Consider the following 25,871-nt stretch of genomic DNA (forward strand, 5'->3'; position numbering starts at 1 on the left):
AAATAGAAAAGGATTATGACAATGCAACCGAAAGCACACAGCTGGATAGAAGGGTTAGCCCCTTATAAAGCTGGGAAAGCAAAAGTTGATGGGGTTGAAAACCCTGTTAAGCTGTCTGCCAATGAAAGCACCTATGGCCCCAGTCCAAAAGCCTTGGAAGCTTACCAAAAGGAAGCTGTGTCCTTGCATCGATATCCTGACCCGGCAAGCTCAGAATTGTCTTATGCCATTGCCCGGGTTCATAATTTAGACGCGCGAAGAATATTGTGTGGGGCTGGCTCTGATGAAATTTTAACCCTTCTTATTCATAGTTTCGCAGGACCAGAAGATGAGATTATTCACAGTCAATATGGTTTTGCAGTTTATCCAATTCAGGCACAGGCTGTTGGGGCGCGCTCTATTGCTGTGCCCAATAAGGACTGGGCAGCAGATGTGGACGGCATTTTAGCTGCCGTTACAGCCCGTACAAAGCTTGTGTTCATCGATAATCCTAATAATCCAACGGGCGCTTATGTCCCATGGGCAGAGATTAAACGATTGCACGCAGGCCTGCCCGCTCATGTGATTTTAGTCCTTGATGCGGCTTACGGAGAGTGTGCAGATGCAGAGGATTATCAAGCAGGAGAGGCCTTGGTGGAAGCTTTTGATAATGTGATTATGACACGCACTTTTTCTAAGCTATATGCTCTGGCTGCCCTCCGTGTTGGTTGGGCTTATGGGTCGGAAGCAATTTTGGACCCACTGCATAGAGTAAGAATGCCTTTTAATGTGAATACAGCGGCTCAAGCAGCGGCTTTAGCAGCAGTCGATGATCAAGAGCACCTAAAGAAGGCTGTGTTTTATAATAAAAAATGGCGTGAAATTCTCACAGCAGAGCTTGTGGCTATGGGATTAAATGTTGTCCCAAGCCAGACAAATTTTTTATTGGTTGAATTTCCTGAGGGGACAGCTGAAAATGTCTACGAGTATTTGATGAAGAATGGCTATATTTTGAGGTATTTACCAGGACAAGGGCTGCCCAATCATATTCGATTGACAATTGGCAGCGAGCAAGAAAATAACAGTGTTATTGCTTTAATAAAAGAATGTATGAATGGGTCTGGTTATGAGTGAAACCGCTATATTTGAAAAACTTGCCATCATAGGTGCAGGGATGATTGGCTCTTCTGTTGCACAAGCTGCACGGCTCACGGGGGCTGTGAACAGGATTGTCATGACGGACCGATGTGACTCAGTCCTAAGGGAAGCAAATGCATTGTCCTTGGCAGATGACTATACTCAGGATGCTGCAGAAGCCGTTGTTGGGGCTGATCTTGTGATGTTGGCTGTGCCTGTGGGGGCAATGGGAGTCGCTGCAGAGACTATTCTCCCCTTCATGCGTTCAGGGGCTATATTGAGTGACGTAGGGTCTGTTAAGGGCGATGTCCTTTCAACATTAGATCCGTTAGTCCCTGGAGATATACATTTGATTCCAGGTCACCCTGTCGCAGGAACTGAAAAGTCTGGCCCCTCAGCCGGAATTCAAGATTTATTTGATGGGCGTTGGTGTATTTTAACTCCCCCTCCTGGGGCAGATCAATCCGCTGTAGAGAAATTATCCGCCTTTTGGGAACGACTGGGGAGTAAGGTAGAAACGATGGATGCAGCGCACCATGATCGTGTTCTTGCCATAACCAGTCACCTGCCGCATTTAATCGCGTATAATATTGTCGGAACGGCAAGTGACCTAGAAGAGGTGACTCGCAGTGAAGTGATTAAATATTCTGCAGGCGGGTTCAGAGATTTTACAAGAATTGCAGCCAGTGATCCAGTGATGTGGCGAGATGTTTTCTTAACCAATAAAGAAGCTGTGTTAGAAATGCTGGGTCGCTTTACAGAAGATTTGACAGCCTTACAACGCGCCATTCGATGGGGCGAAGGCGAGAGCTTAGAAAAGTTATTTTCTCGCACTCGGGATATTCGAACACGTATTATTGATGCGGGGCAGGATGAAGATGTTGTCGACTTTGGACGTCATCACACTGACTCTGAAGGGAAAGAGATAGAATAACGTTTGTTTTCAATCTAGAAGGTGCTCGACGGATCATACAGTTTAAGTATTTTGCTAGATCTCATTACGGAGGCTTTCTGTTTGAGCTTGTAAAACATAGGATTTGGCAAGGTTTTTTGCCCCCAAATAGGCGAAATAAGCTGCACCAAAAAGCACACCCAATTCAAGCCAATTATAGGATCCTAAATATCCGACAGGCCAGATAACCGCAGAAATGAAGTTTTGAAATTGATCTATAAAAAAAGCGATAATACTGTGAATGCCAAAGTTTTTGAAATAGGCGATCATGCCATCAAGATCAGAGATGAATCCAAAAAACTGTGTCAGTTCGATTTGAGCAAATTTCATAAAAGCGACCGTGCCATAAAAACCACCACCAAATCCTAGCCATTTATCAATGACAGTATTTCCTGTTTGTCGCTCTTTCTTTGATCGTTTCTCTCCTGTTTCCTCATTTTTCTTTGAAGGACGTTGAATACGACCATTCACTTCTTCAACCCCTTTTCTGTAAGCCCAGAAATGAAGCCCAAAACTTGTCAAAGCAACCAATATGGCAGTAGATATAATTTCCCAAACCATGGATGATATCTTTCTCTTTCTCTTTCTCTAGGCCTCTTTCGGTTCCTAAGAGGATGCCCTCTGCCTCAGGATTTTCACTTGTAAGCCAAAGCCGATTAAATAAATAATAAGGAAAAGACCATAGAAGCTTTTTAAGAGAGGATCCTCAATATCTGTAACGATGGGGCTTCCGACTGGTAGACGCATCAAGCCATCTGTAATTGCGGGAATCATGTGGAATAAGAGTGTCGCTGAATAGGCCATCGCCTGAAAATAGGGTGACAGTTTCCCAAGAAGTTGTGTCTTCTCGACGACAACGCCGCTGATAAGAGCCAGCAATGTGAGAATGGCTAGAATATGAGCTGGTCCGAAAAACCCATGAGCAAAAATCATTAATGCTGTCGCAGCTGCATAGAGCGTGCAGGCTAAATAAATTTTGCCAGACTTAATTTCTAGTGAGATGAATTTATTTTTAGCAAGAGTAGAAATCCCCGCAAATATACCGATGATGGCAATGATTGTATGTGTCCACCCAAGAATTGAAATTTCTGGCATCGTTTTCCCATTTCCTTCTGTTATTCCCTGAAGCTAGTTTAAGCAGCCTAGGAAGGCCTGTCTATGATTTAAAGTAGATTTTTATCCATTTGGCTATAACGGAAAGATATCTCTCTGTCTTGATTTATAGTTGAGAGATTATTTGACACAAGGATAGAGAGAACTACTATTTGTGTGGGCGATTTTATAGGGAAGAGGAAAATATACTATGACTGTAAAAAAATATGTCAGATCATCAACCGTGTTAACCACTGTATTTATGACAGGACTGCTGTGGGGACAAATGGGCCATGTAGCGGCTCAGGATGTGCCTCTCGTTCAACCTGGCAATGTAGGCGAAAAAGTAAAAATCATTAAACCAAAGAGCGCCATTGAGATAGCGGTCAATAGCTACACACCAGAAGATGTGTCCTTCATGCAAAATATGATCCCACATCATCATCAAGCTACCCTCATGTCTGCATTGGTTAAGGGCCGGACCAATAGACAAGAGCTTCTTGATATTGCCGGTAAGATTGATGCCTCTCAAAAAGATGAAATCAGTTTTATGCTGGACTGGCTTAAAGCGCGCGGTGAACGTCAACCTGATCCGGCAGCTCATTCGAAAATGGATATGTCTCATGTGATGGCTGGAATGGCCTCGCCAGCTCAAATGAAAAAACTCGCGAGCCTAGAAGGTGTTGCTTTTGATAAGTTGTTTCTTGAGTTAATGATTTTTCATCATGCAGGGGCCATTACGATGGTCAAGGATTTACTCTCCAAGCGCGGCTCAGCGTATGATCCAGTGCTCTATGAATTTGTCAGCGATGTTCAAACTGATCAACAGTCAGAGATTAGTCGGATGAATGTCTTGCTTGCCTCTCTGTCAAGCGATCCGCGGGTCGGTCTGAAGGCAGGCTTTTCTGATGCAGGAGAGGCTGCGCTGAATATGAAACTCTTGCGGAATTTACCGCGCCCTGCGGGCTTCTTTGATCCAGAAAATCCCCTGGGCTTAGCAGCGGAAACAGATAAAGAAAAAGATGGAAAGAAAGTGCGCGCTAAGCGGGGCGGACTGATGAGTTTCGCCAATACGGATATGGCATTCGATGGCGATAAATTGGTTGTAGGCAATTATCATGGGTTCAATACCTATAAGCTAGACGCGGCGGGCATGCCGGCCTTGATGGCTTCTGTGGTTTGTCCAGGTGGCCAGGGCGATGTATCTGTGATCGGCGATCTGCTCATTATGTCTGTTGAAGAAACCCGCGGTCGAACAGACTGTGGTATTCAAGGGATTAGTGAGGATGTGAGTGCTGATAGATTCCGCGGCATTCGAATTTTTAATATCAGCGACTATCAACGGCCGGTTCAAGTGGGGCAAGTACAGACTTGCCGCGGTTCTCATACCCATTCTATCGTTTCTGGAGATGGTAAAGAAGGCACTGTGGTTATCTATAATTCTGGGACTTCTAGCGTAAGGGATGAGAAAGAACTTGAGAGCTGTATTGGAAACTTTACTGGGGACAAAAATACAGCGTTATTCCGTATCGATGTGATCGAAATTCCTGTTGATGACCCCTCAAAGGCCCGCATCGTAGATAGCCCTGCGGTTTTTGCAGATGAACAAACCGGCGCTCTCGCAGGCTTGTGGCGTGGTGGAAATCATGGGCCTAATACACAAAGAACTTATGTCACCAATCAATGTCACGACATCACAGTTTTCCCGAAGGCAAAACTGGCAGCTGGGGCTTGTTCTGGTAATGGGATCATCCTGGATATTAGTAACCCTTTAAAACCTAAACGTATTGATGCAGTTGTGGATCCCGGTTTTGCTTATTGGCATTCAGCCACATTTAATAATGATGGAACGAAAGTTCTTTTCACCGACGAATGGGGCGGGGGAGGACGTCCGCGCTGTATGGCAGGGGATCCAAAAGGCTGGGGCGCGAATGCTATCTACGATATTGAGAACGGAAAACTTGAATTTAAAGGCAAGTATAAATTACCTGCGCCGCAAACGAAAATGGAAAATTGTGTAGCGCATAATGGATCTATTGTACCTGTTCCTGGACGGGATATCTTTGTTCAGGCTTGGTATCAAGGGGGCATCTCTGTCATCGATTTCTCAGAGTCCACCGATCCAAAAGAAATTGCCTTCTTTGACCGTGGACCTCTTGATGAGAATGATTATGCCGTGGGCGGTTACTGGTCCTCATATTGGTATAATGGTAAAGTTTACGGTACAGGCATATATCGAGGCCTCGACGTTTTCGAATTGATCGAGAGTGATGTGCTCACCGCTAATGAGTTAGCAGCCGCCAAACTTGCTGATCAAGGTGAGAAGTTTAATCCACAACAACAATTTGAAGTCACCTGGCCGGATGCACCTGTTGTTGCCTTGGCGTATTTAGATCAGTTGGATCGAACGGGTGCCATTGCTCAAGGTTTATCGAAAGCCCTTCGTGAAGCTTTAACAGAGGCCCAGTCTGGAAAAGTTAATGCAAAGACGCTTAAACAGCTCGCGAAAAAGGTTAAAAAGAAGTCAGGCAAAGCAGCTGAGCAAAGACGCAAGAAGAAATTGGTTTCAACCATGAGAGCTATCGCTGCTGCAGCGCGTTAGTATACTGCGTTTATAACGAGAGAAAAGGCCCCATATCTTTGGGGCCTTTTTTTGAGAATGAGACACAAAGATCGGCCTCACAACTCTTGGGTTAGTATCCGATTGCGATACCATCTTTCCGCATTTCTGTGGCGCCATAATATACGCCTGTTACGGGGTCGCGCCATATGGCTTGATAACCGCCGAACATACCACTATTGCGGATCATGACCTTATGTCCCCTGCGTTGGAGTTCACGGACTACATCACCTGTAAAACCGCTCTCAAGATTGAGGATGCCCCCATCCGTCATTCGTTTGTCCCAGATTGGAGATGTGGACCCAGCATGATTAAAACGGGCAGCATCACCGGCCTGTTGAAGTCCCATGCCGAAATCAACAATATTCACAACAATTTGCGCATGTCCTTGTGGCTGCATCGCACCTCCCATCAGACCAAAAGCCATGAGAGGTTGGTCATTTTTCGTCATGAAGGCAGGAATGATGGTATGGAAAGGACGCTTAAAGGGTGCATAGGCATTGGGATGATTGGCATCCAAACTAAACTGCGCGCCGCGGTCCTGAAACATAAAACCAAGGCCGTCCGGCACAAGACCAGAGCCCATACCGCGGTAATTACTTTGAATTAAGCTCACCATCATGCCGTTTTTATCTGCGACGGTCATATATATCGTGTCCCCTTCCAACAGTTTAGCAGGGCCGTGATCTACCTTCGTCATCGCTGTATCCATCGCAATGTATTTTCTTCGCTCACTAGCATAATCTTTTGACAGTAAACCCTTGAGCGGGACATTATAAAAGTCAGGATCTGCATAAAACCGTGCCCGATCCTCAAAAGCTAATTTCTTGGCCTCAGCCATGACATGCAAATGATCGGCACTTCCAAATCCCATAGACTTTAGATCATAGGCTTCCAACACATTCAGCATTTGAAGGGCTGCAATCCCTTGCCCATTTGGTGGGAGTTCCCAAACATCATATCCTCTGTAATTCACTTTGGCCGGGGCAATCCAGTTGGCTGTATGGCTGGCGAAATCTTCTTTTCTAAGGGCGCCACCGATGCGCTTAAAATAGGCATCCATTGTGTCGGCAAGGGGGCCCTTATAAAAAGCGTCTGCGCCGCTTTTCGCAATCATCGTGAGTGTTCGTGCCAAATCTGGGTTTTTAAATATTTCCCCTTCTTTGTAAGCAAGGCCGCCTTTTGTATAAGTAGTAAGAAAATTCTCGATTTCCTCAATGCCTTCCTTTTCTTGGTTGGCAGGGAAAGCTTTTGCGCTGAGGTTTAGATAGTAGCCAATCACTTCGGTAACGGGAAATCCTTCAGTGGCATAAGTAATGGCGGGCTGGAGTGTCTCTGCCCAAGCCATTTTGCCAAATTTCTTGTGCATCAGGTCCCATCCACTCACTGCACCAGGAACAGTCACGGCTACGCTGCCCCAGTTCGGAATTTCTTTCACATCCCCAATTCTTGCTTTTAATTGCTCAAAGGTTTGGCCTTTTGGGGATCGACCTGAGGCGTTCACCCCGTATAATTTCTTTGTTTCTGGATCCCAGATTATAGCGAAAAGATCACCGCCTATGCCGTTACCCGTCGGTTCCATCAATCCAAGCGCTGCGTTGGCTGCAATGGCAGCGTCTACTGCATTGCCGCCCTTTTTTAGGATGTCTATCGCCACTTGTGAGGCTAGGGGATGGGATGTCGCCGCCATGCCGTTCATCCCAAGAACGCTTGACCGTGTTGCCCAAGGGGCAGCGTGGATCCGGTCCCCGCGCATGTCTTCGCGCATTGTCACTGATTGGCCGTTCTGTCCTGCCATCACCCTCCGTGGATCTTCCGATTCTGATGAGTTTTCCTCGGATGACTTCTGATCTGCGCTACAGGCAATGAGAAGCAAACCAAGAGATAGACTTAAGAGTATTTTTTTCATGAATTCCCCCTGTGAAAAGAAGTTTGAAAATATGATGTTTCCTAGAATATACGTCAGACTGGTTAAAAGGCAAAATCAGTGTCTAGGATCCTCGTTTGGGTTCAATCTATAATCACTTTTAAGAGTAAAATAAATCTCATTAATTGTATTTTTATGTAAAATGAGATATATATGCCTCTTCTCAGTCTCCCACTCCCCTCTTTGAAATAGCTCTCTCCTCGCATGAGGTGAAAGGGGCCATTATTTTGCGTTAGGAAATTTATATGAAAACATCTGTGAACTCATTCAATGGATTTTTACTCAGACCAATAGAGAAGCTTTTTCTCAGTATAAAGGGTGAAGATTTTATAAAAAACTGGGAAGGATTTGCGGCATTTCCTTATGAGGATATTGCAGGTCATTGTACAATTGGGTATGGAGAAAAACTCCATGATGGGCACTGTACTCTCAATGATACCAAAGAATATTTAGATGGCATATCACAATCAAAAGCATCCAAAAGATTAGCAATGAGTGTCGGCCGCAGTGTAACAAGCGTTGGTAAGTGGTTAAAAGGGGCTTGGATCACTCAATCAATGTTTGATGCCCTCGTAAGCCTGACTTTTAATACAGGGGGAAATCAAGGGAATTGGCAAGTCTATAAACGAACTGCATCAGGTCAATATCGTGATGCTGCTTTTCAATTCCTAGACATTAACCTTGCATACAATCCAGCAACGAAAAAGAAAGAAGCAAGTGCCGGGCTAACAAAACGAAGAATAGCCGAGAAAGAAATGTATTTATATGCCTCATATTCAAAGCCATAGAATTATTCCTTTGAGGCTCTGAGAATAAACTCAGGGCCATGATTGGCTTCCACTAGACAGTCTCTTATCGACATGTCATGACTAAGAGAGATTATAAATTAATATTGTTTAATCAATACGCATATGACTTGTGAGGAGGAACTATGAATAGTGTTGCAACAGAAAGAGTTTTATTGAAATTGAAGCGATTAGTTTTAGTCATGATTTTGGCTATGTTTGGACTATATAGTTTCCAAACTCATGCCAATGACCTGTCCCTAACAGCAGCGACCATTAAAGAGCTTAATAAAGCGATGGATGAGGGAAAGCTTAGTTCTGAAAAGTTGGTAAAACTCTTTCAGGCGCGTATTGCTGCCTTTGATAAAAAAGGGCCTGCGATTAATGCTATTTTGACGCTGAATGAGAAAGCTCTGAGCCAAGCTATAGCCTTAGACGAGGAAAGACGCACCAAAGGTCGACGGTCTCCTTTACATGGCATCCCTATTCTTCTTAAAGACAATTTAGATACTTTTGACATGCCTACAACGGCGGGGTCTTTTCTTCTTGAAGGATCCTATCCGCCTGATGATGCCTTTATTGTCAAAAAATTACGGGATGCAGGCGCTATTATTCTAGCGAAAGCTAATATGAGCGAATTGGCTTCAGGTGGCCCGATGAGTTCCTTAGGCGGATCAACCTATAACCCTCATGATATTAATCGATCTCCATCAGGGTCTTCCGGGGGATCTGGCGCCTCGGTCGCTGCGGCATTCGGCATGATGGCTCTTGGAACGGATACAGGCGGCTCGGTCCGCGGGCCATCCTCAGCGAATGGTATTGTTGGTTTAAAGACAACCCATGGTCTCTTAAGCCGTGACGGCGTTATTCCATTGGCTCTTTCTTTTGACACTGTAGGGCCAATGGCGCGGAGCGTCTATGATGTGGCCGTGTCTTTAGGTATTATGACGGGCGTTGATTCCGCTGATATCTCTACCGATAAAAGCAAAGATAAATTTCATACAGACTATACGCAATTTCTAGATGCCAATGCTCTAATAGGTGCAAAAATTGGTGTAGCACGTATATTTATGGGTAACGATTATGAGGTAGATTGGGTTATGGAATCCGCCTTGAAAAATATGAAAGATGCGGGCGCTGAGATTATCGATATTAAAATCCCCAGTTGGGTTATTGATGTTCGAGGGCGCCTCTATAGAGCAATACGATATCCAGAGTTTAAAGCGCAGATAAAAGAGTATCTTGCGACGACAGGGGAAGGATATCCGAAATCACTCGATGATCTCATTGCTCGACAAATGGGACTTATTTCCAGACGGGCAGACGGTGTGATTCCTAATCCGGGGCGCTGGGAACTTATGCTTTATGAGAATAAGAGTACTGATTTAACGGGCTATGAATATAATTCAGTGCTCACTCATGGTCTGCCACTCATTCGGTCTGTTTTGGACGGGCTAATGAAAGAAAATGGTCTCGATGCCATTGTTTATCCTACCAGTACAACCAGACCTGCAAAAGTTGACATGGATCCAACCTCTAGCTCTGGTCCAGGAGGCGGTCCGTCGCCTGTATCACTAGCAAATTTATCTGGTTTTCCCGATTTAATCGTACCCGCGGGTTTTACAGGGCGGGGCTTGCCTGTTTCTATTTCTTTCCTTGGAACAGCATTCAGTGAACCTCGTTTGCTTGGATTAGGCTATGCTTTTGAGCAGAGGACGAAGGCACTGCGTCTTCCCGCTCATACGCCGGTTCTTGAAGGGGAAGTGATCACTAATTAAGCCTGATGAGACGCGAAATAATACCTTAAGAAGTTAAGCTCATTGCATTTGAGGTGAATACTCACTCTCTTGCAGTCGTTGCCAGTTTTTGTTTGTCCCTTAAGCCGTTCTCGAATTGTGCTGCTTTCCATAGTAAAATACCGGCAACAATATCAACGACAATATGTAAGATAATCACTGGAATAAGACTATTGGTTACTAGGAATAGTATCGTAAAGACAATAGTAATAGGTATCGTGCGCATCATCCCCTTAAGGCCTTGATAACTATGGGATATAACAAATATACTGCCGGCAATAATGGTCGCTGCCCAAATAGGCATATAAAGAGAGAGTGCAGTTATAGCAAAAGCCCTGAATATGATTTCTTCCGTGATACCTGCTGTAACGGCCACGGCTTGAAAATGCCAGTAGCCAGTTTTACTTACAAACCTTAGTGACTGAAAATCACCACTCGTTTCAAATTGCTTGAGCAAGTCGCGTTTGTTTTCTTGTGATTTGTCAACCTGAAATATTTGCCAAATCATATAGCCACAAAATATGGTGACGATTGCGAATGCCATCATCGATTCTGTAGTGCCATTAAGGGTAAATCCTAGCTGTTGAAGCCCTCTATCGCTTTGGAACCAAGCAATCAGCGCAATTGCACACAAAGACCAAAGTAAAATGATTGTCTGTCTTAGTTCCTTGATCTTTTCCTTTTCTGTTAGAGAATCCTTACCTTGACGTCGGTAACTAATATTCTGACACACAAAATATCCAAGAATAATAACAATCAATAAGCCGCCAAAGATTAATGCAAAGTCACCCTCAGAAGATGCAGAGATAAAATCCTTAGAAGTCGTGACTGTGATGAAGGGGGCTGTCATTATTTTAATCCTTATTGTGAATGTGAATTCACATTTACATAATGAAATATGCATCCTATGTCAAGAGCCAGAAATAAACAGATGAATTAGGGGGGAGATCCCTAGATCAGTATTACTCTCAAAAAGTATCGATTTATTTCTAAGTCTTGATTGAAAAGATATAAGACCCTATAAGCGAATTAATATTCACATTAAGGGACTTTTATGACGAATGGTATAAAACCAGCCCAACAAAAGCGCAGCTTAGAAAAGCAAAAAAAAATCATTATTGCTTTAGAGACATTGCTGAAAGAAAAAGATTTTAGCCAAATTTCAGTCGCGGCTATTGCTGATAAAGCAGGTGTCGCAGTGGGCACCGTTTACAGACGCTTTGCAAATAAAGATGCTTTTTTACCTATTCTATTAGAAAGAATGAAGGAGAAAGCTAAAGAACAGCCTGTGGAATTGTCCGAAGTTTCAACCCTTGAGGACGCTATTACCCAATTGGTCTCGATTGCTCTGATGCAATTGAAAGAGGACCGCAACCTCTTCAGGGCAATTTATTTAAATGTACGTCTAAACCCACATCTTATCGCGGATGATTGGGAAGAAATGGAAAAACAAGCCTTATCTCAAGTTGAGAATCTATTAAGGCCTTTCATAACAGAAGATAAGCGAGTGCGCTTGGCGCCCTTTATCGCCTATGTCGCAGGTACAGTGTTTATAGAAAAAATTCTATTTAATGAAACGGCGCCGTACTGGGTACAAAAGTTAGATGAAAATGATATGGCCACTCATATAAAAACCATGCTTGTTGCTTTGCTACATTCTTAGAAAGAAATCTGAGAATCATATAGTATAACAGACACCTCAAACGCGGTTCAAAAAGCGAGGTTCTGAAGCGCCGTTAGGAGCTAGACAAAGAAGTCTTTCTGGGTTGGTTTTTAACTACCGCATACTGCTCTTTTAGTGACTAAGAAGTATAATTCTGAAAACCTTGAGTAGGACAAGCCCGAACCAAGACAAAACGGATAATAGAATAGTTTCTAGAAACTTTACGAGAGAATGGTGCCGCTAGAGAGAATTGAACTCTCGACCTCACCCTTACCAAGGGTGCGCTCTACCACTGAGCTATAGCGGCCTATATAGGCGGGGCGACTCTAGGGCCGTCCTATGCATGGGCTATTGCCACAGCTTGCGCTCTATTTCAAGGGGAAAGTCATGAAATTTATCCATAGAAAAATTTGACGGTACCAAAAATTCTGATACATAAGTTTCCAGAAGCATACCAGAAGTATACCGTAAGTATAAATGGCTTTAAAAGGACCCACTCCCATGGCAGAGCAAATAGGCGGCAGCAAAAAAGAGCAAAAGCAACGAGAAGCTGAGGAACGCCAAAAAAGACTTTCAGAAAACCTGCGCGCTAATCTTCGCCGTCGCAAAAGCCAGGCCCGAGTCAGAAAAGAAGATGACGCAGAGTAGAACCTCTTATAAAGCCGACCCCCTTTTAGTCTGGGGGATTAGAATTTCTTGATTTGAGGAGAGAAGGGTATGCGCGCCCGTTCAGTATTCTTCCTATTCTTCCGTTCCTTACAAAAAGATCATAGCTGATAAAACAAATCCCGGTGGAGAGACTTAGGACTACCAGCGCTTTCACCTCTGCAATCATCTCCCACCCAAAGAGCACCTGAGCGATCAGCGTGATAACGGGCAGATGAATAATATAGGCCCAGAAAGACATATCGGTGAGATAGCGAGACACTGGACTAAAGGTTGAAAAATACCTGAGAGCCATCCCTATAAACCCGAAGATATAGAATAGAATTGAGAGACTGTTTGCAGCGACCAAGAGGGCATGCTTTATGGTATAGCCTTCAGACCCCACTGTTCCTAATTGGGTGAATACCACCAGTCCCACAATAAGAAACACTGTCGCAAGTCCCATATTACGCCACGTGGGTTTTGAGAGTGACGCTAAGATGTCTCGGCAAAGGAAAAGCCACCAACCCAAAACGAAGTAGTAACTAAAATATATCAATGAGAGAGGCGATGTCACAAGATTTGTATCAATGGAAACACGCCCTGAAGGATTGGAATAGGCAAAAATCATGGTTATGAGAGAAAAGAAGATCATACCATGAATTGTTGGGAAAAAAGTTTTGAGCTTGTTAAGGAACTTTTCCTTTATGCGTGATGATATCTTTTGGATCAGCGGCATGAGAATAAGGGCAGCGCCAATATACAAAATTAAATAATAGAGAAACCAAAAATGCCATGTGGAGTGAAAGCCCTGATAGAGCGTTTCCACTTGATCTGGGTGCAAGCCCCAATAGCCATGAAAACGATAGGTATCCCAGTACCGCTGAAGAAGCACAAGCAGTGCGGCGGCCAGCGGCCAGAAGAGCAAAAAGGGCCCTAAGAGACGTCTCATGCGATTGCTGGCAAGCCCTTGACGCCCGAGTTTATAAAAAAGCAGAGCAGTGAAAAAACCAGAGAGGACAAAAAAGGTCGGCATACGGAACGTATTAATGAAAATCATAATCAAGTCCATACTTATGGACGTGGATGGGTCGATATATTTAGAATTAAAGAAGGGCAGAGTAATATAATATTGGACTGTATGAATAACCAGCCCAAGCATCATCATAAGACCTCTTAGAAAATCTAAGCCATGATAGCGTTTGGGTTCATGTGGTGAGGTCACAGGGGCACCTTTTAAAATATGAAAATGTTTCATATTTATAGCAGTCTCGGCTGAAAATGAAATAAGAATCCTCCTGAGATGTGGGTTTTTCTCCATTTTGCACCTTGTAAGCTTCAGCGCTATATCCTAGAAAGAATGACATAGATAATAGAGTTAACAGCAGGGAGAAGCTGCATGGCCATTATGTCTGATAAGTGGATTATCGAACAAGCCAAAGAAAACGGCATGATTGAACCTTTTATAGAAGGTCAAAATAGAGATGGAATCAGCTACGGTGTTTCAAGCTATGGCTATGATGCGCGAGTTGCCCCTGAATTTAAAATTTTTACCGATGTTGATAGTGTAATTGTCGATCCGAAAAATTTTAATGAGCAAAGTTTTGTGGACCGGACTGCTGATGAAATCATAATTCCCCCTAACAGTTTTGCACTGGCGCGAACTGTAGAATATTTCCGTATTCCTGAGGATGTCTTAGTGATTTGCCTTGGAAAGTCTACATATGCGCGCTGTGGCATCATCGTGAATGTAACACCGCTTGAGCCTGGTTGGGAAGGACATGTGACTCTTGAGTTTTCAAATACAACACCTCTTCCTGCTAAAATTTATGCCAATGAAGGGGCGTGCCAATTCCTTTTCTTTAAAGGTAACGAGCCCTGCTTGACGCCCTACAATGCTCGGGCTGGTAAATATCAAGGCCAAACGGGCGTGACATTACCTCGTATGTAATGCTCTTTTCTTGAGGAGAATTATAGGCGGTGCTGAGATTTATCCTTGGCATCGCCTTATCTTTGCCCTACTCAAGAGATCATAATCTGGAAAAGAAAAGCAATAGGATAAATTTCCATGGAAAAATTGGTCATAACAGGCGGTCAAAAACTGAATGGGTCTCTTCAAATAAGCGGCGCAAAAAATGCAGCGCTGCCTCTTATGTGTGCAAGCTTATTGACGGCAGAACCTCTAACGCTCTGTAATTTACCAAGGCTTGCTGATATCTCGACGCTCTCTGACCTGCTTAATCATATGGGCGTTGGTTTTGCCGTTGCAGGGGGAGCCAGCGGCGCGCGAATGGGCCGCAGAAAAACCTTAGATGGTTCTGATATTGTCACGACCACAGCACCCTATGATATGGTGCGTAAAATGCGGGCGTCTATTATCGTCTTGGGTCCTCTTGTCGCGCGATTTGGTCATGCGCGTGTCTCATTGCCTGGGGGCTGTGCCATAGGGAATAGGCCCATTGATTTGCATTTGAAAGCTCTAGAGGCTATTGGCGCAACAATAGACCTGAATGAGGGCTACGTTGAAGCAACAGCCAAAGACGGATTGACAGGTGGTCATTATGTCTTTCCCTTTGCAAGCGTCGGCGCTACAGAGAATGCAATGATGGCTGCGACCTTAGCCAAAGGCACTTCAATCTTGGAAAATGTTGCTAGAGAGCCAGAAATTATTGACCTGGCAAAATGCTTAAATGCGATGGGTGCTAAAATCTCAGGGGCAGGGACCTCGACCCTAACCATTCAGGGTGTAGATCACTTAAAGGGGACAACCCATGACGTTATGCCTGACCGCGTAGAAGCCATTTCTTACGCTGTGGCCGCGATGATAACCGGGGGTGAAATTCTACTTGAAGGCGCGAAAGTTGAAGATATGGCCTCAGCCCTTAAAGCTTTAACTGAGGCTGGTGGCGAGATTAGTACTGAAGAGGCAGGCGTCAGGGTGATAGGGCCGGATGTGATCAAACCTATCAATCTTGTGACTATGCCCTACCCGGGATTTCCTACTGACATGCAGGCCCAATTAATGGCAATGCTAACTCTAGCGGATGGGACGTCAATCATTGAGGAAACCATTTTTGAAAATAGATATATGCATGTACCTGAGCTCATACGTATGGGCGCTGATATTACAATTAAAGGCAACAGTGCGACCATTAAAGGCGTCTCTACTTTAAAAGCAGCGCCAGTAATGGCAACGGACTTAAGAGCATCGATGAGTCTGGCTATTGCAGCATTAGCTGCGGAGGGTACGAGCGAGATAAATCGTTTATATCATCTCGACAGAGGGTATGAGCGTATGGAAGAAAAGCTTCAAGCCGTTGGGGCTCAGATTGAAAGAGTGCCAGCATAAATCGTTTCAACAGAAACACTTTCTTTTTTAAGTTGAACTGCGTAAAGTCGGGCGCGCTAAAGAGTGAGTCTAGAAAGTTTACCTATGTCTGAACCATTAAAGTTAAAAGTAGAGACCCCCGAGGATCTGACCTTGTTGGCATCATTAGTACAGGATGCAGCGATTGTTGGTTCTGATATGCATTATGATCCAAAGGCGCATCAATTTATTTTGATGGCCAACCGCTATTGCTGGGAAAAGAAAAGGCCTTGGTGGCAGCGAGGGCTTTTCGCGATAAAACATCCTGGTGAACGCCAACGGTGCGCCCTCCATTTTAACACAGTGATGGATGTGAAATATAAAAGTCAAACTGCGCTAGACAAGGATGCTGTCTTTTCTCTTTTGGATGTTAAAATATCTGAGGAGGATTCAGAAAAGCTTGAACTCATTTTTGCGGGCCATATGTCTATAGCTCTGAAGATTGAATGTGTTGAAATTTTTTTAACGGATCAAGGCGAGACATTTGAAGCTCTTGCGAGGCCAGATCATACAAAAGACTATAGCGAGTAAATATCATGGAATTAACTGCCCCTCTTGTCCTTGCCTTGCCAAAAGGACGGATCCTAGACGAGGTTATGCCTCTTGTTCGCGCTGCGGGTATAGAACCTGAAGCGGCCTTTGATGACCCAAAGAGTCGCGCGTTAAAATTTGACACAAATATTCCAGGCCTCTCTATCATTCGGGTCAGGGCCTTTGACGCAGCAACCTTTGTGGCCTTTGGTGCTGCGCATCTTGGTGTGGTCGGCAATGATGTTTTGCGTGAATTTGACTATGACGATCTCTATTCCCCCCTTGATCTCGGCATTGGTTATTGCCGCTTGTCTGTTGCATTACCTAATGAGATGGCCCAAGAAATTAAAGCTGCAGGACGAACAGACTCTGATGGCTTGTCCCACGTCCGTGTCGCGACAAAATATCCAAATATCACCCGTCAGTTCTATGCAGAAAAAGGCGTTCAAGCTGAAGTCGTTAAATTAAATGGGGCCATGGAACTAGCACCAGCCCTTCAGTTGACTCCGCGCATTGTGGATTTAGTGTCAACAGGAGGTACGTTGAAAGCCAATGGATTACAGGAGGTGGACACATTGATGGAAATTACATCACGCCTGGTTGTAAACAGATCGGCCTTTAAAATTCGTCCAAAAGAGCTGAGCTATTGGACTGATAAATTCCGTGACGCGCTTGCGTCTCTATCGTCGAAGGGCGCGTAATATGGTTTTAAGACTGTCGTCATCTCAGCCAGATTTTGAGCAGCAGTTTGCTGCTGTCCTGACCATGAAACGGGAAAGCGCCGAAGATGTTTCTGAGAGTGTTCACTCTATAGTGGAGGCTGTTAAAGACAAGGGTGATAAAGCCTTATATGATTTTACTGCAAAATTTGACCGTTTCGATGTGGAGACCTACGGGTTACGTTTTTCTGAGAATGAAATAGAAACAGCCTACAACAGTTTGACTTCTGAACTTTTGGCTGCCTTGAAAAAGGCAGCTGATCGTATTGCTAGTTTTCATCAAAATCAGATGCCTCATTCTTTGGACTACACAGATGATGATGGCGTAAGGTTAGGTCAGCAGTGGCGCCCTGTCTCTTCAGCGGGTCTTTATGTCCCAGGCGGTACTGCAAATTACCCATCATCTGTTTTGATGAATGCAATGCCAGCTAAGGTGGCTGGCGTTGAGAATTTGGTGATGGTTGTTCCCACGCCGGACGGCGTGGTTAATCCAGCTGTGATTGCAGCTGCAAAATTAGCAGGTATCCACGAAATTTATAGAGTAGGTGGCGCTCAAGCTGTTGCAGCGCTTGCATACGGAACAGAGACCATTCCAAGTGTTGATAAAATTGTTGGACCCGGAAATGCTTTCGTTGCGGAAGCGAAACGGCAGGTATATGGTAAGGTTGGCATCGACGCTATTGCGGGGCCCTCCGAGATTTTAGTCGTAGCAGATAACACAAATGACCCACGCTGGATTGCCGCGGATTTACTGTCTCAAGCTGAACATGACCCCGTAGCGCAATCCATTCTTATTACCGATGACCCAGCTTTTGCACAAAGTGTGGAACTGGCGGTTCAAAATCATCTTAGAACTTTACCGCGGGCACAAATTGCCAGTGCGAGCTGGGAAAATTACGGGGTTATTATTGTTGTAGGGGATATCGACAATAGCTTACCTCTTGTGGATGCATTGGCCCCAGAACATTTAGAGCTCGCCATAGAGAATCCACATGAGTATCGCGAAAAGGTAACTCATGCTGGAGCTATCTTTGTTGGCCGCTACACACCTGAAGCGATTGGGGATTATGTGGCTGGACCAAACCATGTTTTACCGACTGCGCGCACAGCACGGTTTTCAAGCGGTCTGAGTGTATATGATTTCATGAAGCGCACAACCTTTGTTGAATGCACGCCAGAAAGTTTAGCTGCTATTGGCCCTGCTGCCATCACGTTGGCAGAAGAAGAAGGCTTGCAGGCTCACGGACTTTCTGTTTCTATAAGACTAGAAGATATAGATAAACAATAGGGTAAAGGCCTTCTGTGAGTAATTATCGTCTCAGTGATATTCAGCTTGATGAAAGCACCTTTATGCGTCGCTCCGCGGATGTCGACCATGAGCGACGTGTTGCAATTTTTGATCTGATTGAAGACAACTCTTTTGAAGTGATTAAAGCAACAGAGGCAGGATATCACGGGCCTTATAAATTGACCTTGGCGATTGAAGAAGGCCGGTTGGTTTTTGATTTAGTCACGAGTGAGGATCAAGCTGTGATGGTTTTTAAACTGGCAATGAGTCCTTTCCGGCGCACAATTAGAGAGTATCTCTCTGTTTGTGATCGATATTATGAAGCGATTAAATCCTCTTCTCCCTCACAAATTGAAGCCATTGATATGGGCAGGCGGGGATTACATAATGACGGGAGCGCGCTTTTGAGAGAACGCTTGGAAGATAAAATTATTCTCGACCATCAAACCGCAAGACGGCTTTTCACATTGATTTGTGTTTTGCATATGAAGGGGTAACTGAAGAATGAGCAAAAACCCTCGCAGTGTTCTTTTCGTCTGTAATCAAAATAGCGTTCGCTCGCCGCTTGCTTATGCATTAGCAGATCAATATGCCAAGCGCCGCATTTATATTGATTCTGCGGGCCTTGTGACCCGTGAATTGGATCCTTTTGTTGCTCAGGTTATGCATGAAATTGGCTATGATCTTACGGATCATAAGGCAAAAACTTTACAGGACCTGACGTTAGAGGATTTTGACTTGGTTATATCTTTAACAAGCCAGTCTTATGATAGGCTGTTATCAAAGCTAGCTGATAGCGATACAGAGGTAGAGTTTTGGCCTACTGAGGATCCCTGCATGATGGAAGGGAATAGAAGCCAGATTATGGAAGTTTACCGAAAAGTAAGAGATGAGTTGAGTGCGCGGATTGAAAAAAGACTTTCTTTTTAATAGTACCTTCCATTCCTTCAACCTGAGCCCCCCATTTCAGCGAACCAATTGGAGCTAATCTAGAGCGATTCTTGTAGATATCTTGGCTATTTCTGTAAAAGCCTTGATTTTTCTGTGATTTTAACGCATGTAAAGCGCGATGCAATGAATCAGCCAACCTAGGAGTTATAATGGCTAAAGAAGAAGTACTTGAAATGCGTGGGACGGTAACTGAGTTACTCCCAAATGCAATGTTCCGTGTAAAACTTGAAAATGACCATGAAATTCTAGGTCATACCGCTGGTAAAATGCGCAAAAATCGTATTCGTGTGTTGGCTGGTGATGAAGTTCTTGTGGAAATGACTCCCTATGACCTGACTAAAGGTCGTATTACCTACCGCTTTAAATAAGATTGACCTGATGTCTGCTCCATTGGTCCTTGCCTCTGCCTCACCTCGCAGAAAAGACTTACTGGCCCAGATTGGGATCTACCCAGACATTATCGACCCTGCAGATATCGATGAAACAGAAAAGGCCGGTGAATTGCCGCGCCTTTATGCTGCGCGAATGGCCCGTGAAAAAGCTGAGGCAGTCTTACCTCAACATTCTGACGCCTATATCCTTGCAGCAGATACAGTTGTCGCTCAAGGTCGGCGCATTTTGCCGAAAGCAGAAGATGCTCGCACTGCAAAAATGTGTCTAGAGATCATGAGTGGCAGAAGTCATAAAGTTTTGACAAGCCTCTCTTTGATTACTCCGTCCAAGCAACAGATTACAAAAACTGTGGTAACATCTGTTGCCTTTAAGCGGCTTTCAGTCTCTGAAATGAATAGATATGTTGAAAGTGGTGAATGGGACGGAAAGGCAGGGGGATATGGTATTCAAGGGTCAGCAGAAGCTTTTGTTCGTCAGATCAAAGGCTCTTATTCAGCAGTAGTTGGGCTTCCCTTATTTGAAACGCGCAACCTTCTGGTTGGAACAGGATATATCCATGACTAAATTATCATATACTCTTGAGGCTGGCCTTGCAGAATGGCGTGCAAGCCACATCGATGAAGAGGGGTTTGCTGAGCGCGTAGATTTCTATGCGGAAACCGGTTTATCGGCTGTAGACGTTATCTATGCAGCGCGTGTTAAAGATGTGAATACTAGCCTTGATATGGCATTTTTTGATCTTGGAAATGGTCAGAGTGGTTGTATGAGCTTGCGCCGTGCCAAACAATTGGTGAAGGGCAAAGTTGCGAGTATTTCTGATTGTCTGAAAGAAGGGCAACTTATAACAGCACAGGGCATCACGGATGCTTCTTCAATAGACGGTAAGGCTATTAACCTATCTGCTAAGCCAAGATTGGTGGGTCGCTATGTGGTTTTGGAACTCGCAAAGCCGCGCCTCTTCTTTTCGAAAGATTTACCCCCTCGGTCTCTAAAAGCGCTGTCCCCTCTCTTAACTGATTTGGCGAATGACTATTCTATTATTGTTAGAACAGCAGCCATGGATATAGCGCCTGAATCTGTACTTGCTGAGGCTCAGTGGCTGGCTTCTGCCTTCTCAGAAATAGGGACAATGAAAAAGCCGGCCGTTCTATTTTCAATGAGTCCTCTTGAACAAGCTTTATTGCATGCGCCTGAGGATGAGAGGCCCATTTACATTGAAAATGGCTCTGTCTTGACTGAGGCTCTTGCTCTTTGCGAAAAGCGCTGGCCGGATATGTCTGGGCGCCTCATGAACTGGCAGGGTGATCAATCGATCGCTGAAGAATTTGGCATTGAAGAGGCCATTGAAGAAGCTCTTGAAGATCGGATCCAATTACCTTCAGGGGGCTGGATTACGATCGAGCATACAACAGCGTTGACAGTTATAGACGTGAATGTTGGGAGTGCGCTTCAAGGTCGTCCGGCTTCAGAGGCTTTGCTAACAGTGAATATGGAAGCAGCCTTAGCAAGCCTCTATCACATGAAGTTTCAGGATATTGGCGGCCTAATCGTTATTGATTTCGTCGACATGTCAGCGAAGGGCAGTGCTGCCCAGCTGATTAATCTCATAGATGAAACCATGAAAAGTGATCCTGTCCCTATTAAACGATCAGGGTTGTCTCAGTTTGGTTTGATGGAATTTTCCCGGAAGCGAAAAGGCCTGAATTTGAAAGATCGTATGCTGCAAAAGCGTCAGGCTGTTTTGTCACCGCGTGCCCAGGCCATTCACTTAATTGAAGAGGCAGTGAAAGCCGGTCTTGGTAAAGAAGCTGGGGATATAATTTTGATGGTTCCCAATCAGACATTGAAATTTCTAGAGGATAATCCTTCTTTAACGAAGGCTTTAGCTGACAAATGTCACCGATCTGTTAAGTTGAAACAGAATGACAAGGCTTTTGTGAAAATTGGATCGTAGGAAATCACTATTAAGGATATAAGTCATGGCACACTGTCCAACATGTAAGAAAGAGACGGTTCAAAAATATCGCCCCTTCTGTTCTAAGCGCTGTGCGGATATTGATTTGGGGCAATGGATGTCTGGCGGGTACGCTTTGCCCTCAGAAGAGCCTCTTGGAGAGCATGAAGTGGAGCAGGTTATTCAGCATGCTCAAGAAACGCTCATTAACGATGGGAATGATACCCTTCATTAGAAAGGCCTTATGATGGCTGAAATCGGAAAAATTAATGCTCTGGAAATTGTCAAGCAAGTTGATTTTGGGCTCTACTTAGATGGAGGCGAAGAAGGGGAGATCCTTCTGCCGAAGCGCTATATCCCTGATGATTGGGAGATGAATGACATCATCGATGTGTTTATTTATCTGGATAGTGAAGATCGGATCATCGCGACTACAGAACTCCCATTTGCTGAGGTCGGTGATTGTGCAACCTTGCGAGCAACCAATACGACTAAATTTGGGACTTTTATGAATTGGGGTCTGATGAAGGATCTGTTCGTTCCTTTTAGTGAACAACGTATTCCTATGATAGCCGGTAAGGAATATACAGTTTACATATATATTGATAATTCAGGTCGTATCGCTGGGAGTAGCAAGTTAGAGCGCTATCTTTACGCAGAGGATGACGATGATTTTGAGCCAGGTGAAGAGGTAGATCTTTTAGTCTCTGGGCAGAGTGACCTTGGGTATAAGGCTGTCATTAATGGAACACATGTTGGATTGATTCATAAAAGTGCGATCTTCCAACGAATTTCGCAAGGCGATCGTTTTAAGGGCTATGTTCAGGACATTAGACCTGACGGTAAAATTAACCTGATGCTTAGAAAGCCAGGCCAGCATGAGCGAAAAGATTTAGCAGATATGATTCTTGATCATTTAGAATCGGCAGGTGGTATTTCAACGATTACAGATAAATCTAGCCCAGAATTGATCAAAGATGTGTTCGGCACAAGTAAAAGTCACTTTAAACGGGCGATTGGCTTGTTGTATAAAGCAAAAAAGATTAAATTAGAGCCTGGAAAAATCATCTTGAACGACGAATAATCTGAAAAAATTAAAAAAAATGACGACGGAGTTGATTCAGGGCTAGACAGGCTTAAGAATATTGCCTATAAGCCCCGTCAGCGCCTCAATGAGGCCCCCTATCATTACCCATGCCCGGGTAGCTCAGGGGTAGAGCAGCGGATTGAAAATCCGCGTGTCGGTGGTTCAAATCCGCCCCCGGGCACCATTAAAAACGCCGTCCTTTAAGGGCGGCTTTTTTTATGTTTCGATTATAGTATCTGCCCTTGCCGGTGCGGTGAAGGGATATGACATGGGTGGATATACCCCGAGGGTAAAGTCAACTGGGGCCTCCTCTCTTTAAGTGCTGTATTAGCCAGTATGTTGCCCGTTTCTTCCTTGCTGCAATTTCACGTAAAATAGTTATGGCATCAGTCGATGCTCTAATGACACACTAATAGGTCTTACTTTGCGTGCTCAGCGAAATGAAAAAGCGAAGAAGTCGATTTAAAAATAGATATCCGATCCCACTGAAGATGATCGCCGCGAGTGAAAAATAGGAAGCCAGAAATTGGGTGGCGTCTGGTTGTGCTGAGAAGGAAAAAGAGAGACTGCCGCTCTCATGCAACCAGATTCCAACGCCTGGATCAAAAAGATGAGCAATGGCCATTACGAAGAGCATGATGCAGGTGAAATATCCGAAACCTAAAATACAGGTCCCAAGGATATGAACGAGACCTTTTGAGGCTGTCTTTTTAAGGCTGCTTATGACGGCAAAAGGGTTACCTTTGGTTAGACTTGAATGTAGAAGAAGATCCTCAACTAAAGGCGTGAGAGTGTCATCAAGAGAGCCCAGTCTTTCAATAGCATTTAAATATCTCTCTTCTTCAAGATCTGCAGGATCATTTAAGGCGCTCTCGTAAAGATGGCTTAAGAGTTCCTGCGACACTTCTTCCTGCTCAGAGGGAGACAAGTCCTTGAGTTTATGATCTAGCTCTCGCTTGAAATTATCCCAAACCTTTTGAGCAAGCTTACTTTCTATTGGAAAATCTAACGTCATCCTGAATTCACCATCTTTAAAACTGAGCTGTGGGTTTCAGTCCAGTATGTCTTCATTTTTTCTAATGTCTCTCTGCCCATCGGTGTAATTTGATAATATTTCCGCGGGGGACCGCTTGCTTCTGTCTGCCATTCTGTTTCAACGAGCCCATCGCGTTTCAGCCTATTTAAGAGCGGATATAAAGTCCCCTCAGCCAAATTGATTGATGTCAGCTTTTTTATTTCGATTGCCATCTCGTATCCATAGAGAGGGTCATGCTGAAGTTTCATCAAAATAAGAAACTCGAGCAAGCCTTTTTTAAATTGGGGTATCCAGCGCTCGATCACTTGATCGGAAGTCGTTTCCATAGGGTCTTCCACGTCTTTGCAGGCTTCTTCTTTTAGAAGAAAAGATGAATAATTCATTACATGGTATTGCTATGTAGTCAAGCTTCAACTATATACATAGCATAACGATGTATATAGTATAACCTAATCCATAAGACACAAGGGTAGAACCAATGTTAAAACTACTTATAAAAAACCTTCTCATAGTATCTCTGATGCTCATGGCTTTAACTGGGATGGTTAAGGCAGGGGATAGCCTTGCCGCTTACAAAGGGGCTTGGTATGGGAAAATGCAAATTCCAAATGGCCCAGAATTAAGGATTGGTGTTGAGATATTTCAAAAGGCCGATCGAAGCTGGGGCGGTAATGTTGCAAGCTTAGATCAAGGAGCACGCTATATTCCGGTCAGTCATGTCACTTATGAATCTCGCGAAATAACGATTAAGCTTGCAGGGGTTCCGGTCTCGATAAAAGGGACAGGAAACGAAGACTATACAAAAATTACGGCAGAGTTCATTCAGGGCGGATCGGCCTTTGCGTTGACTTTGGATAAAGTAGAGGCTTTGCCCGATATCGAACGACCTCAAACACCCAAAAATCCTGTTTCATACACAGTACAGGAAGTCAGTATAGCGAATAAAAAGGACAATGTCTGGCTTGCTGGAACTTTGACACTCCCAGAAAAGAAAGGACCCTTTCCGGCTGTTCTTCTGATCCCTGGATCAGGCCCAAACCAGCGTGACTCGTATTTTAGCGGGCATCGAAGCTTCAAGGTCATAGCTGATTATTTATCTCTACAAGGCTTTGCCGTTCTGCGCATGGATAAACGAGGGGTTTTTAAATCCACCGGCGACTTTAGAACGGCAGACATAGAGGATTTTGTTGCCGATGGTCAGGCTGCCCTCGACTATTTGAAAACTCATCAGGATGTAAAGAAAGAGGCTCTGCATATCATTGGCCATAGTGAAGGCAGTTTGATCGCTGCAAAATTGGCCGCCACTTCAGGTCTTGTTTCCCTTGTCTCAATGGGCGGTCCGGGTATGTCGATATATGATATTTTAGTCCTACAAGATCAGACTGAACCCGCGGCTAAAGGGGCTCCAGCGCATGCACTTCCCTATTTGAAGGCTTTTAGTGAGAAATTTTACGACCTTGTTCTGACGACTCAGTCAGAAGAAGAAAGATTGAAACTATTGCTTAATTTATACAATTCCCTTGAAGGGGAAGAAAAGGCGGTCATTAACACATGGGTTAAGAGAACAGGAACACTAAATCCACAAAACGCAGCGCAAGAGACTTTCCGAAATTTTCTAAAAGGAAACCCGTTGTTAGATTGGGCAAAAGTTAAAAAGCCTGTTTTGATCATGAACGGATCCAAAGATTCACAGGTTCCTGCTAAGGAGAATGTGGAAGGGATTTATAAGGTGTTAGGCGGCGCAAAATACGGCGCTGTAAAGCGAATATTTCCAGACTTAAACCATATGTTCCAGACAGCAAAAACAGGCGATACCAATGAATACGGCGAGATTGACGAAACCATTAGCCCTCAAGTATTGATTGCTCTGTCCAGCTGGCTAACTCACCATCAATAAAGGCTGCTCTCGTCTTAATCTCTGAATGAGTTGTCGACAAACACCGAATGTT

The 25,871-nt window shown here is 44.3% G+C and carries 27 protein-coding genes and 2 tRNA genes; 21 read left to right on the plus strand and 8 right to left on the minus strand.

Annotation, left to right across the window (positions count from 1 at the left end; genetic code table 11):
• Positions 1 to 15 precede the first annotated feature (15 nt).
• Together hisC and QGN29_RS06505 are read left to right on the plus strand one after the other, a co-directional pair.
• Positions 16 to 1,113: a histidinol-phosphate transaminase gene (gene hisC / locus QGN29_RS06500; RefSeq protein WP_375164654.1), complete on the plus strand. Its 1,098-nt coding sequence runs from the start codon at positions 16 to 18 to the stop codon at positions 1,111 to 1,113.
• Positions 1,106 to 2,050 carry a prephenate/arogenate dehydrogenase family protein gene (locus QGN29_RS06505; protein WP_310799889.1) on the plus strand — a complete coding sequence of 315 codons (945 nt, stop codon included), beginning with the start codon at positions 1,106 to 1,108 and terminating at the stop codon, positions 2,048 to 2,050. The genes hisC and QGN29_RS06505 overlap by 8 nt, the downstream gene beginning before the upstream one ends.
• 54 nt (positions 2,051 to 2,104) lie before the next feature.
• On the opposite strand, the gene QGN29_RS06510 is transcribed toward QGN29_RS06505, so the two are convergent.
• Positions 2,105 to 2,629, minus strand: coding sequence for a hypothetical protein (locus QGN29_RS06510; protein ID WP_310799890.1), 525 nt, complete (start codon positions 2,627 to 2,629; stop codon positions 2,105 to 2,107).
• 45 nt (positions 2,630 to 2,674) lie between these two features.
• Positions 2,675 to 3,163 carry a hypothetical protein gene (locus QGN29_RS06515; protein WP_310799891.1) on the minus strand — a complete coding sequence of 163 codons (489 nt, stop codon included), beginning with the start codon at positions 3,161 to 3,163 and terminating at the stop codon, positions 2,675 to 2,677.
• Positions 3,164 to 3,422: 259 nt separating this feature from the next.
• On the opposite strand from QGN29_RS06515, the gene QGN29_RS06520 reads away from it, so the two are divergent.
• On the plus strand, positions 3,423 to 5,762 hold the full coding sequence (locus tag QGN29_RS06520) for a DUF305 domain-containing protein (protein WP_375164688.1): 2,340 nt from the start codon (positions 3,423 to 3,425) through the stop codon (positions 5,760 to 5,762).
• Positions 5,763 to 5,853: 91 nt separating this feature from the next.
• Here the strand turns inward: QGN29_RS06520 and ggt are convergent, their stop codons facing one another.
• Positions 5,854 to 7,578 carry a gamma-glutamyltransferase gene (gene ggt, locus QGN29_RS06525; protein WP_375164689.1) on the minus strand — a complete coding sequence of 575 codons (1,725 nt, stop codon included), beginning with the start codon at positions 7,576 to 7,578 and terminating at the stop codon, positions 5,854 to 5,856.
• 374 nt (positions 7,579 to 7,952) lie between these two features.
• Here ggt and QGN29_RS06530 point away from each other — a divergent pair, with 374 nt between their 5' ends.
• Together QGN29_RS06530 and QGN29_RS06535 are read left to right on the plus strand one after the other, a co-directional pair.
• A complete protein-coding gene (locus QGN29_RS06530) occupies positions 7,953 to 8,495 on the plus strand; it encodes a lysozyme (RefSeq protein WP_310799894.1) in 543 nt (180 codons plus the stop codon).
• 143 nt (positions 8,496 to 8,638) lie between these two features.
• Complete coding sequence (locus QGN29_RS06535) at positions 8,639 to 10,270, plus strand: amidase family protein (protein WP_310799895.1); 1,632 nt, start codon at positions 8,639 to 8,641, stop codon at positions 10,268 to 10,270.
• 61 nt (positions 10,271 to 10,331) lie between these two features.
• Here the strand turns inward: QGN29_RS06535 and QGN29_RS06540 are convergent, their stop codons facing one another.
• Positions 10,332 to 11,138 (minus strand): CPBP family intramembrane glutamic endopeptidase, encoded by an 807-nt coding sequence (locus QGN29_RS06540; RefSeq protein WP_310799896.1) that lies wholly within the window; start codon positions 11,136 to 11,138, stop codon positions 10,332 to 10,334.
• A 204-nt stretch (positions 11,139 to 11,342) separates the two neighbouring features.
• Between QGN29_RS06540 and QGN29_RS06545 the strand changes: the two genes are divergently transcribed.
• Entirely contained in the window at positions 11,343 to 11,951 is a 609-nt protein-coding gene (locus QGN29_RS06545) for a TetR/AcrR family transcriptional regulator (RefSeq protein ID WP_310799897.1), read from the plus strand.
• A 232-nt stretch (positions 11,952 to 12,183) separates the two neighbouring features.
• On the opposite strand, the gene QGN29_RS06550 is transcribed toward QGN29_RS06545, so the two are convergent.
• Positions 12,184 to 12,258: transfer RNA gene (locus QGN29_RS06550), tRNA-Thr, on the minus strand.
• Between the two features lie 194 nt (positions 12,259 to 12,452).
• Here QGN29_RS06550 and QGN29_RS06555 point away from each other — a divergent pair.
• Positions 12,453 to 12,599 carry a hypothetical protein gene (locus QGN29_RS06555; RefSeq protein ID WP_310799898.1) on the plus strand — a complete coding sequence of 49 codons (147 nt, stop codon included), beginning with the start codon at positions 12,453 to 12,455 and terminating at the stop codon, positions 12,597 to 12,599.
• 25 nt (positions 12,600 to 12,624) lie between these two features.
• Here QGN29_RS06555 and QGN29_RS06560 read toward each other — a convergent pair whose 3' ends face one another.
• Positions 12,625 to 13,821, minus strand: a complete 1,197-nt coding sequence (locus QGN29_RS06560) for an acyltransferase family protein (protein WP_310799899.1) — start codon at positions 13,819 to 13,821, stop codon at positions 12,625 to 12,627.
• A 174-nt stretch (positions 13,822 to 13,995) separates the two neighbouring features.
• Between QGN29_RS06560 and dcd the strand changes: the two genes are divergently transcribed.
• The 13 genes from dcd (at position 13,996) to QGN29_RS06625 (ending at position 23,070) form a co-directional block, all read left to right on the plus strand.
• Complete coding sequence (gene dcd, locus QGN29_RS06565; protein ID WP_310799900.1) at positions 13,996 to 14,547, plus strand: dCTP deaminase; 552 nt, start codon at positions 13,996 to 13,998, stop codon at positions 14,545 to 14,547.
• Positions 14,548 to 14,664: 117 nt separating this feature from the next.
• Positions 14,665 to 15,945 carry a UDP-N-acetylglucosamine 1-carboxyvinyltransferase gene (gene murA / locus QGN29_RS06570; RefSeq protein ID WP_310799901.1) on the plus strand — a complete coding sequence of 427 codons (1,281 nt, stop codon included), beginning with the start codon at positions 14,665 to 14,667 and terminating at the stop codon, positions 15,943 to 15,945.
• A gap of 84 nt (positions 15,946 to 16,029) precedes the next feature.
• On the plus strand, positions 16,030 to 16,494 hold the full coding sequence (locus QGN29_RS06575) for a DUF2948 family protein (protein WP_310799902.1): 465 nt from the start codon (positions 16,030 to 16,032) through the stop codon (positions 16,492 to 16,494).
• Between the two features lie 5 nt (positions 16,495 to 16,499).
• A complete protein-coding gene (gene hisG / locus QGN29_RS06580; RefSeq protein ID WP_310799903.1) occupies positions 16,500 to 17,195 on the plus strand; it encodes an ATP phosphoribosyltransferase in 696 nt (231 codons plus the stop codon).
• Between the two features lies 1 nt (position 17,196).
• On the plus strand, positions 17,197 to 18,501 hold the full coding sequence (gene hisD / locus QGN29_RS06585; RefSeq protein WP_310799904.1) for a histidinol dehydrogenase: 1,305 nt from the start codon (positions 17,197 to 17,199) through the stop codon (positions 18,499 to 18,501).
• 62 nt (positions 18,502 to 18,563) lie between these two features.
• Positions 18,564 to 18,998, plus strand: a complete 435-nt coding sequence (locus tag QGN29_RS06590) for a UPF0262 family protein (protein ID WP_375164690.1) — start codon at positions 18,564 to 18,566, stop codon at positions 18,996 to 18,998.
• 7 nt (positions 18,999 to 19,005) lie between these two features.
• Positions 19,006 to 19,431, plus strand: coding sequence for an arsenate-mycothiol transferase ArsC (locus QGN29_RS06595; RefSeq protein WP_310799906.1), 426 nt, complete (start codon positions 19,006 to 19,008; stop codon positions 19,429 to 19,431).
• A gap of 170 nt (positions 19,432 to 19,601) precedes the next feature.
• A complete protein-coding gene (gene infA / locus QGN29_RS06600; RefSeq protein ID WP_310799907.1) occupies positions 19,602 to 19,820 on the plus strand; it encodes a translation initiation factor IF-1 in 219 nt (72 codons plus the stop codon).
• Positions 19,821 to 19,830: 10 nt separating this feature from the next.
• Positions 19,831 to 20,409, plus strand: a complete 579-nt coding sequence (locus QGN29_RS06605; protein WP_310799908.1) for a Maf family protein — start codon at positions 19,831 to 19,833, stop codon at positions 20,407 to 20,409.
• Positions 20,402 to 21,799 (plus strand): ribonuclease E/G, encoded by a 1,398-nt coding sequence (locus tag QGN29_RS06610; RefSeq protein ID WP_310799909.1) that lies wholly within the window; start codon positions 20,402 to 20,404, stop codon positions 21,797 to 21,799. The genes QGN29_RS06605 and QGN29_RS06610 overlap by 8 nt, the downstream gene beginning before the upstream one ends.
• Before the next feature lie 25 nt (positions 21,800 to 21,824).
• Positions 21,825 to 22,034, plus strand: a complete 210-nt coding sequence (locus QGN29_RS06615) for a DNA gyrase inhibitor YacG (RefSeq protein WP_310799910.1) — start codon at positions 21,825 to 21,827, stop codon at positions 22,032 to 22,034.
• A 9-nt stretch (positions 22,035 to 22,043) separates the two neighbouring features.
• A complete protein-coding gene (locus QGN29_RS06620; protein WP_310799911.1) occupies positions 22,044 to 22,883 on the plus strand; it encodes a CvfB family protein in 840 nt (279 codons plus the stop codon).
• 112 nt (positions 22,884 to 22,995) lie between these two features.
• A tRNA-Phe gene (locus QGN29_RS06625) sits at positions 22,996 to 23,070 on the plus strand.
• A 225-nt stretch (positions 23,071 to 23,295) separates the two neighbouring features.
• On the opposite strand, the gene QGN29_RS06630 is transcribed toward QGN29_RS06625, so the two are convergent.
• Both QGN29_RS06630 and QGN29_RS06635 read right to left on the minus strand, forming a co-directional pair.
• A complete protein-coding gene (locus QGN29_RS06630) occupies positions 23,296 to 23,901 on the minus strand; it encodes a hypothetical protein (protein WP_310799912.1) in 606 nt (201 codons plus the stop codon).
• Entirely contained in the window at positions 23,898 to 24,248 is a 351-nt protein-coding gene (locus QGN29_RS06635) for a PadR family transcriptional regulator (protein ID WP_310799913.1), read from the minus strand. Before QGN29_RS06635 ends, QGN29_RS06630 begins: the two co-directional genes overlap by 4 nt.
• A gap of 152 nt (positions 24,249 to 24,400) precedes the next feature.
• On the opposite strand from QGN29_RS06635, the gene QGN29_RS06640 reads away from it, so the two are divergent.
• Entirely contained in the window at positions 24,401 to 25,819 is a 1,419-nt protein-coding gene (locus QGN29_RS06640; RefSeq protein WP_310799914.1) for an alpha/beta hydrolase family protein, read from the plus strand.
• The last annotated feature ends 52 nt before the right edge of the window (positions 25,820 to 25,871 follow it).

Source organism: Temperatibacter marinus, assembly GCF_031598375.1.
GTDB classification, from domain to species: domain Bacteria; phylum Pseudomonadota; class Alphaproteobacteria; order Sphingomonadales; family Kordiimonadaceae; genus Temperatibacter; species Temperatibacter marinus.